The sequence below is a fragment of the Bacillus sp. SM2101 genome (genome assembly GCF_018588585.1).
Classification (GTDB): Bacteria; Bacillota; Bacilli; order Bacillales; family SM2101; genus Nanhaiella; species Nanhaiella sioensis.
In genome coordinates this window covers 23,343-39,556 of record NZ_JAEUFG010000034.1, presented here as the reverse complement: position 1 = coordinate 39,556, position 16,214 = coordinate 23,343, and the positions used below count along the sequence as shown (strand labels likewise).

Annotated in this window: 15 protein-coding genes and 1 riboswitch; of the genes, 7 read left to right on the top strand and 8 right to left on the bottom strand. The window is 33.7% G+C overall.

Annotation, left to right across the window (positions count from 1 at the left end):
- Nucleotides 1–248: 248 nt before the first annotated feature.
- Nucleotides 249–488, top strand: a complete 240-nt coding sequence (locus JM172_RS21270; protein WP_214484371.1) for a hypothetical protein — start codon at nucleotides 249–251, stop codon at nucleotides 486–488.
- Nucleotides 489–808: 320 nt separating this feature from the next.
- Here the strand turns inward: JM172_RS21270 and JM172_RS21265 are convergent, their stop codons facing one another.
- Entirely contained in the window at nucleotides 809–1,282 is a 474-nt protein-coding gene (locus JM172_RS21265; RefSeq protein WP_214484370.1) for a hypothetical protein, read from the bottom strand.
- A 737-nt stretch (nucleotides 1,283–2,019) separates the two neighbouring features.
- Here JM172_RS21265 and JM172_RS21260 point away from each other — a divergent pair.
- Nucleotides 2,020–2,727, top strand: coding sequence for a nitroreductase family protein (locus JM172_RS21260; RefSeq protein ID WP_214484369.1), 708 nt, complete (start codon nucleotides 2,020–2,022; stop codon nucleotides 2,725–2,727).
- Between the two features lie 189 nt (nucleotides 2,728–2,916).
- Entirely contained in the window at nucleotides 2,917–5,466 is a 2,550-nt protein-coding gene (locus JM172_RS21255) for a beta-1,3-glucanase family protein (RefSeq protein ID WP_214484368.1), read from the top strand.
- A gap of 50 nt (nucleotides 5,467–5,516) precedes the next feature.
- Here the strand turns inward: JM172_RS21255 and mtnA are convergent, their stop codons facing one another.
- Both mtnA and mtnK read right to left on the bottom strand, forming a co-directional pair.
- The gene (gene mtnA, locus JM172_RS21250) at nucleotides 5,517–6,524 is read right to left on the bottom strand and encodes an S-methyl-5-thioribose-1-phosphate isomerase (RefSeq protein WP_214484367.1); all 1,008 of its coding nucleotides are present in this window, start codon (nucleotides 6,522–6,524) and stop codon (nucleotides 5,517–5,519) included.
- On the bottom strand, nucleotides 6,521–7,723 hold the full coding sequence (gene mtnK, locus JM172_RS21245) for an S-methyl-5-thioribose kinase (protein ID WP_214484366.1): 1,203 nt from the start codon (nucleotides 7,721–7,723) through the stop codon (nucleotides 6,521–6,523). Before mtnK ends, mtnA begins: the two co-directional genes overlap by 4 nt.
- 92 nt (nucleotides 7,724–7,815) lie before the next feature.
- Nucleotides 7,816–7,960: riboswitch (SAM riboswitch) on the bottom strand.
- A gap of 297 nt (nucleotides 7,961–8,257) precedes the next feature.
- On the opposite strand from mtnK, the gene JM172_RS21240 reads away from it, so the two are divergent.
- Nucleotides 8,258–8,890: a methylthioribulose 1-phosphate dehydratase gene (locus JM172_RS21240; RefSeq protein WP_214484365.1), complete on the top strand. Its 633-nt coding sequence runs from the start codon at nucleotides 8,258–8,260 to the stop codon at nucleotides 8,888–8,890.
- A gap of 470 nt (nucleotides 8,891–9,360) precedes the next feature.
- Complete coding sequence (locus tag JM172_RS21235; protein WP_214484373.1) at nucleotides 9,361–10,653, top strand: hemolysin family protein; 1,293 nt, start codon at nucleotides 9,361–9,363, stop codon at nucleotides 10,651–10,653.
- Between the two features lie 187 nt (nucleotides 10,654–10,840).
- On the opposite strand, the gene JM172_RS21230 is transcribed toward JM172_RS21235, so the two are convergent.
- The 3 genes from JM172_RS21230 to JM172_RS21220 all read right to left on the bottom strand — a co-directional run bounded on the left by JM172_RS21230 (nucleotide 10,841) and on the right by JM172_RS21220 (nucleotide 12,580).
- Nucleotides 10,841–11,389, bottom strand: coding sequence for a DUF7010 family protein (locus JM172_RS21230; protein WP_214484364.1), 549 nt, complete (start codon nucleotides 11,387–11,389; stop codon nucleotides 10,841–10,843).
- Nucleotides 11,390–11,488: 99 nt separating this feature from the next.
- Nucleotides 11,489–11,638 (bottom strand): hypothetical protein, encoded by a 150-nt coding sequence (locus JM172_RS21225; protein WP_214484363.1) that lies wholly within the window; start codon nucleotides 11,636–11,638, stop codon nucleotides 11,489–11,491.
- 297 nt (nucleotides 11,639–11,935) lie between these two features.
- On the bottom strand, nucleotides 11,936–12,580 hold the full coding sequence (locus JM172_RS21220; RefSeq protein WP_214484362.1) for a peroxiredoxin-like family protein: 645 nt from the start codon (nucleotides 12,578–12,580) through the stop codon (nucleotides 11,936–11,938).
- 454 nt (nucleotides 12,581–13,034) lie between these two features.
- On the opposite strand from JM172_RS21220, the gene JM172_RS21215 reads away from it, so the two are divergent.
- Entirely contained in the window at nucleotides 13,035–13,676 is a 642-nt protein-coding gene (locus JM172_RS21215; RefSeq protein WP_214484361.1) for a hypothetical protein, read from the top strand.
- A 203-nt stretch (nucleotides 13,677–13,879) separates the two neighbouring features.
- On the opposite strand, the gene JM172_RS21210 is transcribed toward JM172_RS21215, so the two are convergent.
- Both JM172_RS21210 and JM172_RS21205 read right to left on the bottom strand, forming a co-directional pair.
- The gene (locus JM172_RS21210; protein ID WP_214484360.1) at nucleotides 13,880–14,566 is read right to left on the bottom strand and encodes a VC0807 family protein; all 687 of its coding nucleotides are present in this window, start codon (nucleotides 14,564–14,566) and stop codon (nucleotides 13,880–13,882) included.
- Nucleotides 14,567–14,723: 157 nt separating this feature from the next.
- Entirely contained in the window at nucleotides 14,724–15,386 is a 663-nt protein-coding gene (locus JM172_RS21205) for a pentapeptide repeat-containing protein (protein ID WP_250886816.1), read from the bottom strand.
- Nucleotides 15,387–15,781: 395 nt separating this feature from the next.
- Between JM172_RS21205 and JM172_RS21200 the strand changes: the two genes are divergently transcribed.
- Nucleotides 15,782–16,198: a hypothetical protein gene (locus JM172_RS21200; RefSeq protein WP_214484359.1), complete on the top strand. Its 417-nt coding sequence runs from the start codon at nucleotides 15,782–15,784 to the stop codon at nucleotides 16,196–16,198.
- The last annotated feature ends 16 nt before the right edge of the window (nucleotides 16,199–16,214 follow it).

Sequence of the window (16,214 nt, the reverse complement as noted above, 5' to 3'; positions counted from 1 at the left end):
TTGTGTTTCTCCATTATACAAAAATGTACCCTATAGGGAGACTTTTTTAAAGTGTCTACTCTATAGGGTACATTTTAAGGTTGGCTTTTTTGGATCATAGCTTTAACTTTAGTAGTTTTGATTACCGGAACATTAAAATAGGTGAAACCCTGAGAACAAAAGATGAAAACAGGGTTTTACCTATTTTTATTTATTTCGGATATTCACAACGTCGTCATATTTAATCCTATGAATATCTACGTCTAATTATGGCGAGTAGTAGGTGGTCCATACCAACTAAATTACTTCTAATACAATTTCTAAATCGTAATAATACAGAATCAGCCGGTGTAAAGGTTGACGTTACAACTGGTTGGCAGTATCTCTCAGTAACAACTGATCAACCGTTTTCAACTAATGATGGTGTAACTGTTGTAATTTGGCCAAGTGTCTATAATGGACCAACAGATTCTGTATATGCTTCGGAACCAAAGCTTATTGAAGAATAACTAAAACTATTTAAAATGAATAGTATGATGTATAGGTTAGTAATTTACAAGAAATGTTCTCCCGTTATTGAACAATAAGGAGTTTCTCCTAACAAGAATCAAAAACGCTTGCACCGTCTAAACCAAGACGGGGTTTAGTGTTTAAGCTTTTAAAATTAATAACTTTACTATCAATCTACGAGTAGAAAAAACTCATTAGAATAATGAATGTAAAGAATGATACTGTAACGTATTGCTTTTTAAGACATACTCAGAGAACTTTAAGACTTGAATGTATTATAGGTTTCTGTGTAAGCAAATAAGAGAGAGTAAAGTTAAATCTACTCCTGAATTTCTTCAGGTAATTGATCTACACTTGTAGATTCTCCAAATCCAGTCACTTTATATTTTTCCCCATTGTCCAGTTGGAAAGATATCCCTTGAATTGGTTTCTCATCTCTTTCTATTTTAGGAGCGGTTTCTTTGTTAAATCCCCATGTATCTAATGTCACTTTACCAACTACTTTTATGAAATTTCCATCTTTATTGTCAGTAATATTATTAATACTCTTATTTATCACTTTACTCTCTATCCATTCATCTAATACCGGTTCAATGCTATTAATATCAACGTTCATGCCTTCTTTGTAATAAACAGTTATAAAATATTGAAAGTGAGCAGTACTTAAATCCTCAGAGCCCCCACCTGCATAATATGATTCTGCAATTCTGAATGTATCAATATTGTCATGGGGGTTAGTACTACACCCAATTAGTACTGCGATTTGTATGAATGTAATAAATAATCGTTTCATTAAATTACCCCTTGTTATTTAGTTAATGTGTAACTAACATAGAAGTTTATTATAAGCCCTAAGGTATTTCCTTCTTGAGTATTGGTCTATATACAAAAATGCTTTGATAAAATTTAGGCCTCGCTTCTAGAGTAAGATCTCGTTTAGACCATCCTGATTCACCAGTTGCCCATTCTGTTGGAGCGTTAACGAACCACACTTGCTCACTTTCATCCTATTATAATGTATATAGATATTACAAAGGAACATTAACTACAGAAAAAATTATACAAGCTCATATAACTAAAGTAGGGGAAGAAAATAAAAAATGTACTCACATGGAAGGGTTTAAAGAGTGTGATAGAGAGGGGGTGTTGATTCCTACCAAACACGCAGTTCTCCTTTATACATGATTTCGAAGATGTACATTAGGAAGTATACCTGCTCTGTTAATGCCTCTGGTCACTCCAGTATTACATATTATCGTTGTTTGTACCATATATTTGGAGGGCTCGGTTGACATCTTTTATAGTGGGCTAGTTATGTTACTATATTGTTTCTTACATAGATTTTTTTGAGAAATAAAAATAAAATGTTATCTTTACACCTAATATAGGTGAATTCGTTGCTATAAAAGGGGAGTCAAACATTTGAAATAGTATTCTAGATCTTTCATCAAACTGTACTTGACAAAATTACAGTTAGAACATTATACTGTAATAGAAATAAATACAGTTTGAATAAAAGGAGATTTAATAATGGCACAAAGTAGAAATGCAAGTGAAGAATATTTAAATAAAATTAAAGAAATAAAAATGAGTGGTGCAAAACCGAAGGAACTAACTGACCAAAATTTCTTCACAGTTGCACAAGAAAGAAGTTCAATTCGTCATTATGATCCAGAATATAAAATGAGTGAAAGTGATATTAATGAAATGTTAGAGACTGCAATTTTGGCTCCTTCTTCAAGTAACTTACAACCTTGGAGATTTCTTGTTATTCAAGATCAAGAATCAAAAGAGCAATTACTACCAATTGCAAATAATCAACAACAAATCGTTGATGCATCAGTTGTTATAGCAGTGCTTGGAGACCTAGAAGCATATAAAAACGCAGAAAGAATATATGGTGAGTTAGTAACCAAAGGTGCGATGACAGAAGAAATTAAAAAATTCTATGTAGATCAAATTAATGGTCATTATGGAAATCTATCGTATGAAGATGCAACAAGAGTAGCGATGATTGATGGTGGTATCGTATCTATGCAATTAATGCTTGCAGCAAAGGCAAAAGGCCTTGATACAGTACCAATGGGAGGTTTTAACCCTGATCAATTTATCAAAGAATTCAATGTTCCAGAAAATTTCTCTCCTGTTATGTTAATTTCTGTTGGTAAGGCCAAACAAGTAGGCTTTGCAAAATCTCGTTTACCACTTGATGAAGTTACAACTTGGAATAAATTCTAATCGAGTTTCATAGTATTAAAACTATGCTACCTAGCGTAAAAAATAAAACGCTAGGTTTTTTTATTTTTGACCCCCACTAAAATGACAAAGGGTACGTAATATATGAGTGGAAGGAGGTTACTGTGCAAAACTTCATATCAACAAATCTAGTAAACTAACTATTATTAATAATTGTACGGAGGTAACGATATGTTTAAAAAAGTGCTTACGGTGATAATGGCACTATCATTAATAATATCACCATTTTTTAATAATAATATTGCAGCAGCAGCTGATTATGAACATGATGTTAACACTATAACCTCAACAAAATCTCAAATTACATTTACGTCTTTTGTGAATACAAGCTGGGTAGATGTTCATTACAAAATTAACTCTGGTATTCAACAAAACGTAAGAATGAATAAATCAGGAGCTACTTTCACACATGAAGTGGATGGTTTGAAATCTGGAGACGTTATTAGTTATTCATTCACATATAACAATGGAACTCCTGCGTATAACACATCAGAATATAATAGTACGCATGGATCAACGTCAGAGCCAGCGCCAGAACCAACTCCGGAGCCAGCGCCAGAACCAACTCCGGAGCCAGCGCCAGAACCAACTCCGGAGCCGACACCAGAGCCGGAACCACAACCAACACCTGAACCAAATCCAGATGTTGAGCCACTAATAATTGACGATTTTAACTCTTCAACACAGTGGAACACAAATACAAATGATTTGGGAGAATCAATTGTACGTAATGGAGGAGCTTACAATCTAGAAGGTAATTCTAATTTGTATTTCTTCTTTAATGGTAGGACAAGTGCAGAATCATTTGATCAGCACTTAAATAGAGATATTTCTGCTTATGATACACTGGAGCTTACCTTAAAAGGTGCAAATGGTGGCGAAGAGGATTATATTAACATCGTATTAAATGATGGAACAAATCGCTCACTAAAATTATCTGATTACGGTAGCGTAACAAGCATTTATAAAACAATTTCTATACCTTTAGCTGATTTTCAAGCGAATTTGACAAATGCGAAATTTTTACGCTTTGAAGGGGTAGGGACTGCGAAAATTGTTCGTATCGATGACATGGTACTTACTTCAACTGGAGTGGTAACAGAACCTTCTGAACCAACTCCAGAGCCAGAACCAACAGAACCAACGAATCCTAGTTCCATCAATGCTTATGAGAAAATACAAGCAGAAGACTACGATTCAATGCAAGGTATTCAAACAGAAGATACTACTGATTTAGGTAGTGGGAAAAATGTAGGTTGGACAGACAACGGCGACTATATAGCATTTAACAATGTTAATTTTGGTTCCGATGGTGCAAAAGGGATTGAAGCTAGAGTAGCTAGTCAATCAACAGGTGGATCAATTGAAGTAAGGTTAGATAGCGTTACTGGAACTTTAGTTGGAACAGTTGCTATTCAAAATACTGGCGGATGGCAAAAGTGGGTTACAAACACTGCCACTATCAATAATGTAACAGGTACACATGATGTATATTTTGTATTTAAAGGTGCATCTGAAGGTATCGGTAACTTAAATTGGGTTGAATTTACTAAAAACTCAGCTACGCCAACAGAACCAACAGAACCAACTCCGACACCAGAACCTGGAACTATTCCTACTGGAAATGGTGTGATGACATTCCAATTACAAAATAATACTGGTGGAGAGTATTCTGATGATGAAATTTACTGGGCTATTCTTGGTTACAATAAAGCTACTGGGCAGCTTAGTCATGTAGATAAAGATGGAAATTTGATAGAAAGTAAAATTAGTGACAATGATGCACCAGGTCACTTGACGAAAAACGGTCAAAACTATCCAAACTACTTTTATAAAATGAGTGAAGTAGACTGGACTTCAATGCCAGAGATTGACTCTGGAAGAATGTTTATTAGTTTAGGAAGTCCAATGTATATTAAGTTAAATCAAGCAGCAGATGGTAGAGTAGGATTTGCAGGTCCAGATTTAAATAATCCAACAGATCCTAACCAAGATATTTATTTCGAATGGATTGAGTTTACAATTGACCAATGGGGTTATCACGGAAACTCTACTCGAGTAGACCAATTTAGTTTCCCAATTACGAATAGATTACTAGGTTCAGATGGGTATGATAAAATCGTAGGTGAAACATATACGCGTGACCAGTTATTTAGTGCATTTAAAAATGAAATGCCAGCGGAATTCCAAACATTAGTGGAAGAACCATATAGAATCGTTGCTCCAGGTAAAGGTCAATTTAAGCCAGGAGGAACATATGAAAACTATTTTGATAACTATGTGAATGAAGTTTGGGATTATTATAGAACGAATGAATTAACCTTTACTGCAGAAGCAGGAACATTTAGTGGTCGTGTTCAGGGAGATAACTTCGTCTTTTCGAAAAACGGTGGTCCTTACAATTTAAACATTGCAAGGAAACCATCGACACTTGAAGTTTTTGAGTGTTCAGGACCGATGGATACAGGAAGTGCAGATGAGAAAGTAGTGGAAGCTCAAGTTTGTGCCGCATTAAATAGAGGTATTATGTATGACCCTGTTAATTGGGGAAATTCAGATTTCTTCTATCAAAACGATACAGCGAACTTCTATGCTAAATTCTGGCATGATTATAGCATTGACGGTTTAGCATACGGCTTTGCTTATGATGATGTAAGAAATTATAGTACGCTACTAGAACATCCTAATCCAGAAGCACTAATTATTGGTGTAGGCTGGTAAATTGAAAGGGGTCAGATTTCCACTGTGTAAAGCAGTGGAGATCTGACCCCTTATTTGATGCCTTTTTCGGTGATGAATGCAGTGATAAGTTCGTTAGGTGTAATATCAAAAGCAGGGTTGTAAATATTTATACCGTTCGGTGCGACTTTTTTTCCATCAATATGTGTAACTTCTTCATGATGACGTTCTTCTATTTTTATGCCTATTCCGTTCATTATTGAATCATCAAATGTTGATTGTGGTGCAGCTACGTAAAACGGGATGCTGAAGTGTTGTGCAAGAATCGCCAAGCCTAGCGTTCCTATTTTATTAGCTGTATCTCCGTTTCGAGCAATCCTGTCTGCTCCAACGATTATTGCTTCTACGTTTTTTGACAATATAGTATGTGCAGCCATATTATCGGTGATAAGTGTAACATCAATTCCTACCTGAGTTAATTCCCAAGTTGTTAACCTCGCCCCTTGTAAAACAGGGCGAGTTTCCATCGCGAACACGGAAAAGTCAATTCCACGCTCCTTACCGAGATGAAACGGAGCAAGTGCTGTACCGTATCTAGCTGTAGCGATAGAGCCTGCATTACATATTGTTAAAATACGGCGCTTTGCACCTAATAATTTAAGTGCATGCTCACCAATTTCACGACAGGCGCTTTCATCTTCGAGTTGTATTTTGATGGCCTCATCGGTTAATACTTTGATCGCTTCATCAACTGTTGTCGCTTGTTGAATAGAATAAATGAGTCGGTCTAATGCCCAACTTAGGTTCACAGCTGTTGGTCGGGAACTTACTAAATAGTCACGATCTTTGCCAAGTCTAGTTCTAAAATCTACTAGACTATGTACATGATAGCTTTGTGCAGCTAGCACTAATCCAAAAGCTGCCACGATGCCAATTGCTGGTGCACCTCTAACTTTTAGCGAAGCAATAGCATGATAAACGTCTTCTAGCGTAGTTAAATTTATAAAAACTGTATCAACTGGTAGCTTTTGTTGATCTAAAATTGTGATGAAATGGTTTTTCCATTCTACCGATAAAGGAAGAGTTGAGGCTTGCTTCATCTTACAAATCTCCTTTCGGAATGTTGAATAACATCTTGAATTGCTGAAGCATGTGTTAGACTTTGGCGATTTACAATGAGTGTTCTACCAACTTCTAGAGCAGTCGACTTAACTTGAATCTTTCTCTCATGAGGAGTAATGCGATCTAAATCCTCCACATGTGCTAAGCCAATCGTACGGCGAATCATTTCACATCCAGCAAAACCAACAGCGTCTGCAAATGCTTGTGTTAATATGTGCTCCACGAAACCTTCAACCTCAGCAAAGGCCTCAAGGCTATGGTTTTTCCATAGCTTAACAAAGGTTGTGTTAAAAGTGTCCCAAGTATCTTCAATACAATTGGATAAGTAGTTTCTTTCATTATCTTTTCGAGATAAAATTTGTAAAATAAGGTTTGCGAAAAATATACCCATATCAAACCCTATAGGACCACAGAAGGAAAATTCAGTATCAATGATCCTCGTCTCTTCCTCATTGGCAATTATACTTCCCGTGTGCAAATCTCCATGAATAATACCATCAGCTTGCGTTAAAAATATTTTTTTTAATTTTGCGACTTCAAGCTTTAGGAAAGAGTCATTCCACATAGCTTGAATATTTTCTTGTAATTCTTTTTCATAGTTGTTTGTGTCATGATTAAAGAAAGGGTTAGTAAATACGAGATCCTCTGTTATTCTACACAGCTCAGGATTGACAAACTGTTTTTGTAGTTGCTTTTTCTTTTCCGCTCCTAAAGCATAATCAGAAGTAAAAAATAATGTTTTTGCTAAAAAAGTACCAATATGCGTTGAGAGGGATGGATATGATTTTTTATTTATGAACCCTTTTCTCACGATGTCTAGATGAGATAAATCTTCCATCACAGTAACTGCCAATTTGTCATCGGTATAGTAAACCTTTGGAATATGCTCAGGACAATAACTTGCAAAGGTAAGTAACGCATGGCTTTCGATTGTTGCACGTTTTAAAGTAAGCGGCCAGCTTTCACCAATAACTTTTGCATAGGGTAATGCCTGCTTTATTATAATTCCTTTGTTGTTACGCTCATCGACTACCCGAAAGACAAGGTTTAAGTTCCCATCCCCAATTTCCTTACATGTTAACAATGATTTCTCAGGAAAAAGATTTAATTTTTGGGCTAAAGAAATTGCATTTTTTTCGGTTAGCGGTTGATAATTAGTATTTTGAATTGAACTCATTAATACCTCCCAAAAAGCGTTATTTTGTAAATGTTAACTAGAAAAAGCCTCTTTCTTATTGGACGAAAGAGGCTTGAAGAACGAACTTCTACCTCTTATCTTTCAGAAAGTCTTACTTCCTGTTGGAATTAGCACCGTGCCTTTGTAGAACATTAAAGTTCTACCCACCTTAAGGTGTTTTTTGGTCGGTTGCTGGGCTTCATAGGGCCAAATCCCTCAGCCAACTCTTGATAAGAGACTAACTTATAAAATTTTCGTGTGTGATTACGATCCATAAATTTGTTTGTATGAAGTGTATAATAACAATATGTGATTTTCTTTGTCAATAACTTTTTCAAATGTTTAAAATATATATGAAACTTAAGTGTAGTTTTAGCAAATTACATAAATATATTTGAATTTGAAAATTGTATTGTCACAGTTTGTTAAAGTATTAAGCGATGCTATGAGCAGGATTCTACAATATATAACACGAATGATATCAAGGAGAAAAAGAAGTCATAAAGTTAATGAAAAATATGTCGAGGTGATAAAATGACCGTTTTTCAAGAAAAATGGGACGAATTAGCTAGCTTAAAGGATGAATTAGGTTCAAGAGATTGGTTTTATGCAACTAGTGGGAACCTCTCAATCAAAGCAAGTGATTCTCCGTTAACATTTCTCATTTCGGTAAGTGGAAAGGACAAACGGCAGCGCACAAAGGATGATTTTTTATTAGTAGATGAACAAGGACACCCTACGAGTAGTACCAAATTATATCCTTCAGCAGAAATGCCACTTCATCTCGCCGTGTATAAACAATCAAATGCAGTATGTTGTATACACATACATACGGTAGATAATAATGTTATATCAGAACTATATGGAGAGCAAGGACAAGTGAGTTTTCATGGACAAGAAATGATCAAAGCACTCGATGAATGGGAGGAAGATGCAGAAATTACAATACCGATTATAAGAAATGATGCATATATCCCACTGTTAGCAGATTCATTGAGTACTTACGTTACTACTGACAAAGGTGCTGTACTCATAAGAAATCATGGGATTACAGTGTGGGGAAGAAGCGTATTTGAAGCAAAAAAAATACTAGAAGCCTACGAATTTTTGTTTAGTTACCACCTCAAAATACTGCAATTAAAAAGAGATGTAACAATATTATCATAAGTATATTTAAAATGGTGAAACCTTTCACGTATATGTTCGTATAGATAGTAAAGGCTATTTTCATAAACTTTGTTGCTATTGTTTCTATACTAGAAGATAAAGATGGTTTTACTTAAAAGTCATCGTTTTATACAGGCTCTTTTTGTTTATATCTTAGAACGAAAAGCAACAATCTGTGCCAAGCCAGCATTTATTGAAGAACAATCTTTGCGAAAACACCCGTAGTAAAAGTTTTGATGGAAGTTTTTTTCTTGCAAATTGCTATTTTTTTCTTTAAAGGATGTGTTTTATATGTTGTGTTTCTTGTCGTAATTTAGACTATCATATATAATAATTGCATTAGCATATATGCGTGTTCAAAAAACAGGACAAAAAAGCACAGAAAAAGGAACTAATTTTCAGGTATTTATATTTTTATTCAGGAGGTGACACCTTACTTCATTGTAAGTAAGGTAATTTTATTGGACAGTATTGACTTATTGTATTTATTCTTAATTGTAATCTTAATCGGACTAACAGGTTTCTTTGTAGCGGCGGAATTCGCAATCGTGAAAGTGAGAGTGAGCCGCATAGATCAATTAGTTCAAGTAGGAAATAAAAAAGCGATTGCAGCAAAAAAAGTTGTGAGTAATTTAGATGAATACTTATCGAGCTGTCAATTGGGTATTACAATTACAGCTTTAGCACTTGGTTGGGTTGGTGAGCCAACAGTAGAAAGATTATTACACCCAGTATTCGAACATTTTGATATGCCAACTTCTGTTTCGCGTATCGTCTCATTCGCTATAGCGTTCGGTACAATTACTTATTTACACGTCGTAATTGGTGAATTAGCACCTAAAACGTTAGCGATTCAAAAAGCAGAAAAGCTTACATTATTATTAGCTACACCGTTAATATGGTTTTATCGAATCATGTATCCTTTTATTTGGTTATTAAATGGATCAGCTAGGGTTGTTATTAAATTATTTGGTTTGCATCCAGCATCAGAACATGAAATGGCCCACTCGGAGGAAGAATTACGCATCATACTATCTGAAAGCTATCAGAGTGGAGAAATAAATCAATCAGAATACAAGTATGTTGACAATATTTTTGAATTTGATAACCGTATTGCTAGAGAAATTATGATACCAAGAACAGAAATCGTAAGTTTTGATGTGAGTTTGTCCATCCAAGATTTTCTCAGAGAAGTGAAAGATGAGAGGTATACGAGATACCCTGTTATTGATGGTGATAAAGATCATATTATAGGCTTAATAAATCTTAAATCGATGATTAAAGCATATTTTGATGTCAAAGATATAGACACCACAACGATTAGAGAGTTTGTCACACCGATTATTTACGTAATTGAAACGATTCCTATTCATGATTTATTGAAAAAAATGCAAAAAGATCAAATTCATATGGCTATATTAATCGATGAATATGGCGGTACGTCAGGGTTAGTTACCGTTGAAGACATTTTAGAAGAAATTGTTGGTGAAATCCGGGATGAGTTTGATGTGGATGAAACCCCAGACGTTCAAAATATTAAAGATAACCATTATATACTTGATGGCAAAGTACTAATTAGTGAAGTGAATAAATTATTGAATTTGAGTATTGATGATGAGGATATCGATACGATTGGTGGATGGATTTTGACGAAGGAGATAGACGTACAAGAAAATCAAGTCATTGAATACGAAGGCTATATCTTTACTCTCAAAGAGATAGATGACCACCAAATTAAACTGATCGAAATTAGTCCACGATAATATAGGTAGCTCTAATTACGAAATACCTATTCATAAAACATACGGTAAAATGTACCGTATGTTTTTTTATGGGCACACGGTTGCTATTGTGCGGGATAGATAAATTATTTATAAAGAGCGAGCAGTATCGATCGATTTACGTTATGTTCATTCATATATGTGAAATAGCTTTATATATTTTCCTTTTTTAATAAACAAATTCAACTCGCAGTTCTCTTAAGATAAGTAATGCGCCAACACCGTATACGATGAAGTTTGCAAATGGTACTACCGTGAAGGCGTAATCTATAAAAATCCAACCAAATATGATAGAGGATAGACAAGCACTTAATGTTATAAATAAATAAGCCTTACTTGTATAAATCCACACATAAGGAAGAAAGTGTGAACCGATGAGTAGTCCAATAGTAAATGGCAAGTATTGAGGAATTAGCATATATACAATGATATAAAGAGGTATATAAAAAGCCTGAGGAACAGCAATAATACATGCTAATATACCTATAGGATTATGTGTTACAAGTAAATTAATGCGGAGTATTTTACTTATTATAAAACCTAATGGAAAAATGGAGGATAACCCAAATAACCAAATGAAATGGATGATCTCTTTTGCGAAAATTACGGGTAAAAGTGAGATGATAAAAAAAACGATTGTCCCAGATAGTAAGAAAGGGAGTCCTTTTTTTGCTTCAACGATCAGTTCTGATTGCATTTCTTTGAGCGTACTGTTCATAAAAATTCTCCTTAAATGAAATAAATATAGCATGAAATCCTCACCATAAATTAAGATGAAATTTGAACACAAAAAAACAAACACCAGAATGGTATTTGTTCAATCTGTTTTACTCATTTTTCCATCATTACCCTCATCAAGACCTGTCGTATTATTGACGACTTGAGAAACTAAATTTAATCCTTGGTCCATAGGGTTCATAGATTCTGTTTTTTGACCAATTTCTTTAGATTTTTGTTGTTTTTTCATACGTAGCTTCCCTCCTAACATGTAGCGTTTGTAAATAATAAAAAATTATTCAAGCTAATTCTTACTAACAAAGTTTAAAAAGCCTAAAACAGAAATACCTACGCCTGATTTGTAGATTTCTATGTATGAAGCATGAAAAGAGGGTGCTACATAATATATATTAGCGCAATAATATAAGATAAAATTGGCTTTCGAAAAAAAACGTTATATAGGGATTTTAATTCACCTTAACTAAGATAAATAACAATCAATGCAAACGAAGCCAATAAACAGATTTAGATGTATGTATGTTTCACTTTAGAGGTTTCTGAGTGCTGTAAGCAGGTCTTCAGGTTCTAACCGTTGCATATAATTTGGGTTAACATATGAAAATCGTATTCTACTAGTTTCATCAATCATAAATGTTGAAGGTACTGGTATAAGCCAGTTGCCACCTCCGTTGTATTCAGATATATCTAATCCAAACTTATCATATACTTCCTTCACTTCTGGTGGAACATCGAATAACACATTATACTTTGCAGCTGTTAAGCCTTTTAAATCACTAACTACTTCATAAGATAAATCATTTTTTTCTTTTATTGTTAATGAATTATCTGGAGTTTGTGGGCTGATGGCAATTAAACTCCCTCCAATATTTTTAATGTCTGGTAGTATTTCTTCGTATGCACGTAGCTGACGATTACAATATGGACACCAAGATCCTCGATAAAATGTTAAAATGATAGGTCCTTTTGTTAATTCCTCATATAAATTGACTTGGTTACCATTTGCATTAGTTAAAGTGAAATCACGTGCTTTGTCACCAACAGCTAGTCCGTTAGCAATACCAGTTTGTTGAAGTGAAGCTATTGAATTCTCTAATACAGTAAAAGCGTTCATTGGCATAGTTGTTTTGCTTTGTTGCGTAATTGTGTCTAAACTTGCTTGTAGTGTTCCCATTTTGATACCCCATTCCATAATGATGTTATTAAATACTATAATAACGTCAAAAGACCTATTACTAAAGTAATAAGTCTTGAATTTGAGATTTCTTTATGATCTACAGTGAGAACGACGATGTTTATTGAATGTTCAATATGATAATCTAGGTGTTTAAAATGGGGAGTTTTTTCGTCTAACTCATAAATTCGATCATCTTAATATTTGGTTAATATGTGGCACCATGTGTTTGAGGGATGAGAAAATGAGAATATAAGAAAGTAATGGTGGGATAATTGAGAATTTATATAAACACAAAATATAACATATTATATAAAATAAGTATAATTTAATATAAAATAATCATAATAGGTATTATTAACGAATTCACTAATCTATTACTAGCATTTAGTAAAGTGAGAAATACAATGGAAGCTTTACTTAATTTATTAGTGGGTTTTAAGGAAGTGGAATAATGACTATAGATCAAATAGTTGAGTTAGGACTACAAATTCAACTAAAAGCGATTCATTTATTAACGCCTTTGGTAAGTTTGTTTGTACTGTGTATTATATTTTTACTATATTTATTGTTAATTAGAGATTCGATTAAACTTGCATCATTAAAATACCATTTAGGCATTGGTATAATTCTAATAGCCGTTTTGTCAGTTATTCATTTTTTTGATTATGAGCAAGCTTTGGCAAATGATGAGACTTTTCTATCAAGGTTTGAAAGTTGGAAATTAGATCTGGTGTATCCATTTATTAATCAGTTAAATGTGGAAAAACAGGACATAAAAAGCTTCTCATATGATGAAAATCTTGAACGTGAAATTAGAGAAGATAGTGAACGCTTTGAATTTTTTACAATTGTTTATACGAATGAAGAAACTAAAGATTTAGTCCCGTTAACTATTGAATATATGAAGGACGGAAAGTCAAAAACAATATCAGGGTTATTTGAAGTAATGATTGATGATGATGCTCAAAAACCATATATTACATATCAACGCCTTGAACAAACATTACCTCACGGCTACAGAGCCGGAATGTATAATCTACAAGTACATGTAGATCCGGGCTCTGACCCTCGGCACGGTAATGTGTTAAAGTGAGTGTGATGCTACAGTTTATATACTAAATAAAAACAAGTCTTATCACACAATGAAATAAACTAACATTATGGTTGTGGAAATGAAAAATTGTATACAGATGTAATGGAGCAATTAAATGATCAAGAAATTTTACGGAGGAGAATAGAACTCGAAAAAGATAAGTGTAACTTTATCGCTATAGAAAAGTGGGGAGGAACTCCCCACTATTTTTTGTTTATCTGTGAATTTAATTCTACGTCGTCATTATCTCGATCCTTGTCGAAGTTAAATACTGATGCGAGCTCTGGAGTGTCACTAATAAGCTTTGCAATATATATAAATCCAACAGCAGAAACCCCGGTCATAATCCAGCTGAATGCTTGTCGTAAAAGGATTCCTTTATCGAAAGCATCTACGCCGTACTCATTGATAAGCCATGTTTTAATTATTGCCAATACGATACTTCTTACAGCAAATACAATCGTAATCAATTGGAATACAATGAGAAATTTTCTTTGGAAAAATATCTTTTTACTTAGTTTTTTGTCTATCCCTTGTAACTCAAAAATATCTAACGCAAAGTATAGTGTAAGTGGTTTATTCGTTAATACAGTTGCTAAATAAAAAGCTGCCATAGCATAAGCAAAAAATACTTGATTCCATAATAGTTGCAAAGCAGAACCTGCTAACACTTCAATGAGCGTCCCAATTACAAGTGTAGCAAGCATATAAATTCCAAAGACATTAACTTTCTTAAGTTGAAAAAATCTGTATAGGCTATAAATGATTCCTGGTACAGACGAAAGAAGCATAGCATAATAATCTCCTATATAATCTCTACCAAGATTCCAAACTACTAATGGAAATACGACATAAAATATGACATCAAAAATGACTACATTATTTTTCAAAAGAAAAACAGCCCCCTTGTATAATTGACAGGAATAACAATAAAATATAACGCTTTGGTAACTTGAAATAGAAAGTAGTTGTGTACTTGTAAGTTATTAAGTTTCCTCGGAACGTTCGCTTGTAACAAAAAATCGATATTTTTTAAACGAATACGACTTACTCATGCGGCTGTTTAACGACTAAGCCGAGAATTTTAGCAAATCCAATAGCTTGCTCTTGAGAAATAATACAGCCTTCTAATTGTTCAACTGACACAGTTAAATTCTCGAAAGCACAGCTACTTAAATCAATTCCTTTTAAGCTTGTACCTGCTAGATTTGCTTGGTGCATTTCGCATCTGTTAAATTCAATGTTTTTGAACTTTGACTCATAAAAATCTGCGTGACTTAATGAACACGAGTTAAAATGAACACTTTTTTGATCGGAGAACCCAAAAGATGCATAATTTGCAAAGCAATCGTTAAAAGTAACATTTCGTAAAGCAGCTCCTGACAGGTTCATACCTAATAGTTTGGAATCTGTCACCTTTACCCTATGAATAATACCATTGCTAAAATCAACATTAGATAAATCACATTTGTCAAAAATAACATCGGTCAGTTCAATATTTCTAAATGATATATTTGTAAATATAACATTTTTAAATAGTATTTTTTCGAAGGAAATTCTTTCAATACTTTTATTTGAAATTTCACAATCGTAAATTGAACCGTTGTTGAAATATTGATCAACTTCTAGTTGGTTATTAAGGTCTAGTTGTGGTAAATTGTCTGGGACTTTTGGTAACTGCAACATAGTTTTCTTTTTCTTATTATTCATAGCATTCACCCACTTTAAATACAGGCTGTTTTCGCATTGATTGTTGCTTTTCGTACTAAGAACTAAATACGTATAAACCAGGTGTTCGTGGCGTGTTTTTCCATTTATAATGAGGTCCATCGCCATAAAATTATTAATTGCTTTTCTTAATGAGTCTCAATAGCAACAAAAGTTTACGAAAAGAGCCTAAATATAGCATTCAACTTACAAACTAGTTAAATATTATCAAATTTGTGATGATGGTGTCTAGTTCAAAATATTCGAAAATTATAGAACTCATAATTCTAAAATTATAGAATTTATATATATCCTTTTGGAGTGATGAAAATGAAAGTGTTAAACACATCAACTGTAACAAGAGAATTTTATGCTGTTAAATTTGACTTTTCGTTATTGTGCGAGAGTGCTCTCGGCATAGCAGCAATAACATATACGGAGAGGTTAAATACATAGACCAACCACAAGTTTATTGGGATAATATCTTCGACTCTATTACAGGTGAACTATCAAAAGAATTTGATCTTGTACAAAAAGAAAATACATGGATAGCTCTTCTACAATTACTGCACGAATCAAATTCACAATCGATTAGTGATTTCACTAACTTTGTTTTGAATGTTGAGGATGAACAATTACGTTTTTACTGTTTACCATATATGGGTAATAATTATGAGCAGATAAGAACAGCGGTAGGAAAAGGTGATCAAATAGCGATACAGCAATCAATAGAAATAACAAGTGGGCATAAATTCTTTCCACGTTATATAAAATTCATTGCAACTCATCTGCTAGCAATAAAAAATCGAGCTTAGATAAGTTTGGTCAATG

What these genes read in the sequence shown, in the direction of transcription:
- JM172_RS21265 (WP_214484370.1), bottom strand. Translation starts at nt 1,282, where the DNA reads ATGAAACGATTATTTATTACATTCATACAAATCGCAGTACTAATTGGG.
- JM172_RS21205 (WP_250886816.1), bottom strand. Translation starts at nt 15,386, where the DNA reads ATGAATAATAAGAAAAAGAAAACTATGTTGCAGTTACCAAAAGTCCCA.
- JM172_RS21240 (WP_214484365.1), top strand. Translation starts at nt 8,258, where the DNA reads ATGACCGTTTTTCAAGAAAAATGGGACGAATTAGCTAGCTTAAAGGAT.
- JM172_RS21225 (WP_214484363.1), bottom strand. Translation starts at nt 11,638, where the DNA reads ATGAAAAAACAACAAAAATCTAAAGAAATTGGTCAAAAAACAGAATCT.
- JM172_RS21230 (WP_214484364.1), bottom strand. Translation starts at nt 11,389, where the DNA reads ATGAACAGTACGCTCAAAGAAATGCAATCAGAACTGATCGTTGAAGCA.
- JM172_RS21260 (WP_214484369.1), top strand. Translation starts at nt 2,020, where the DNA reads ATGGCACAAAGTAGAAATGCAAGTGAAGAATATTTAAATAAAATTAAA.
- mtnA (WP_214484367.1), bottom strand. Translation starts at nt 6,524, where the DNA reads ATGAAGCAAGCCTCAACTCTTCCTTTATCGGTAGAATGGAAAAACCAT.
- JM172_RS21255 (WP_214484368.1), top strand. Translation starts at nt 2,917, where the DNA reads ATGTTTAAAAAAGTGCTTACGGTGATAATGGCACTATCATTAATAATA.
- mtnK (WP_214484366.1), bottom strand. Translation starts at nt 7,723, where the DNA reads ATGAGTTCAATTCAAAATACTAATTATCAACCGCTAACCGAAAAAAAT.
- JM172_RS21270 (WP_214484371.1), top strand. Translation starts at nt 249, where the DNA reads ATGGCGAGTAGTAGGTGGTCCATACCAACTAAATTACTTCTAATACAA.
- JM172_RS21220 (WP_214484362.1), bottom strand. Translation starts at nt 12,580, where the DNA reads ATGGGAACACTACAAGCAAGTTTAGACACAATTACGCAACAAAGCAAA.
- JM172_RS21215 (WP_214484361.1), top strand. Translation starts at nt 13,035, where the DNA reads ATGACTATAGATCAAATAGTTGAGTTAGGACTACAAATTCAACTAAAA.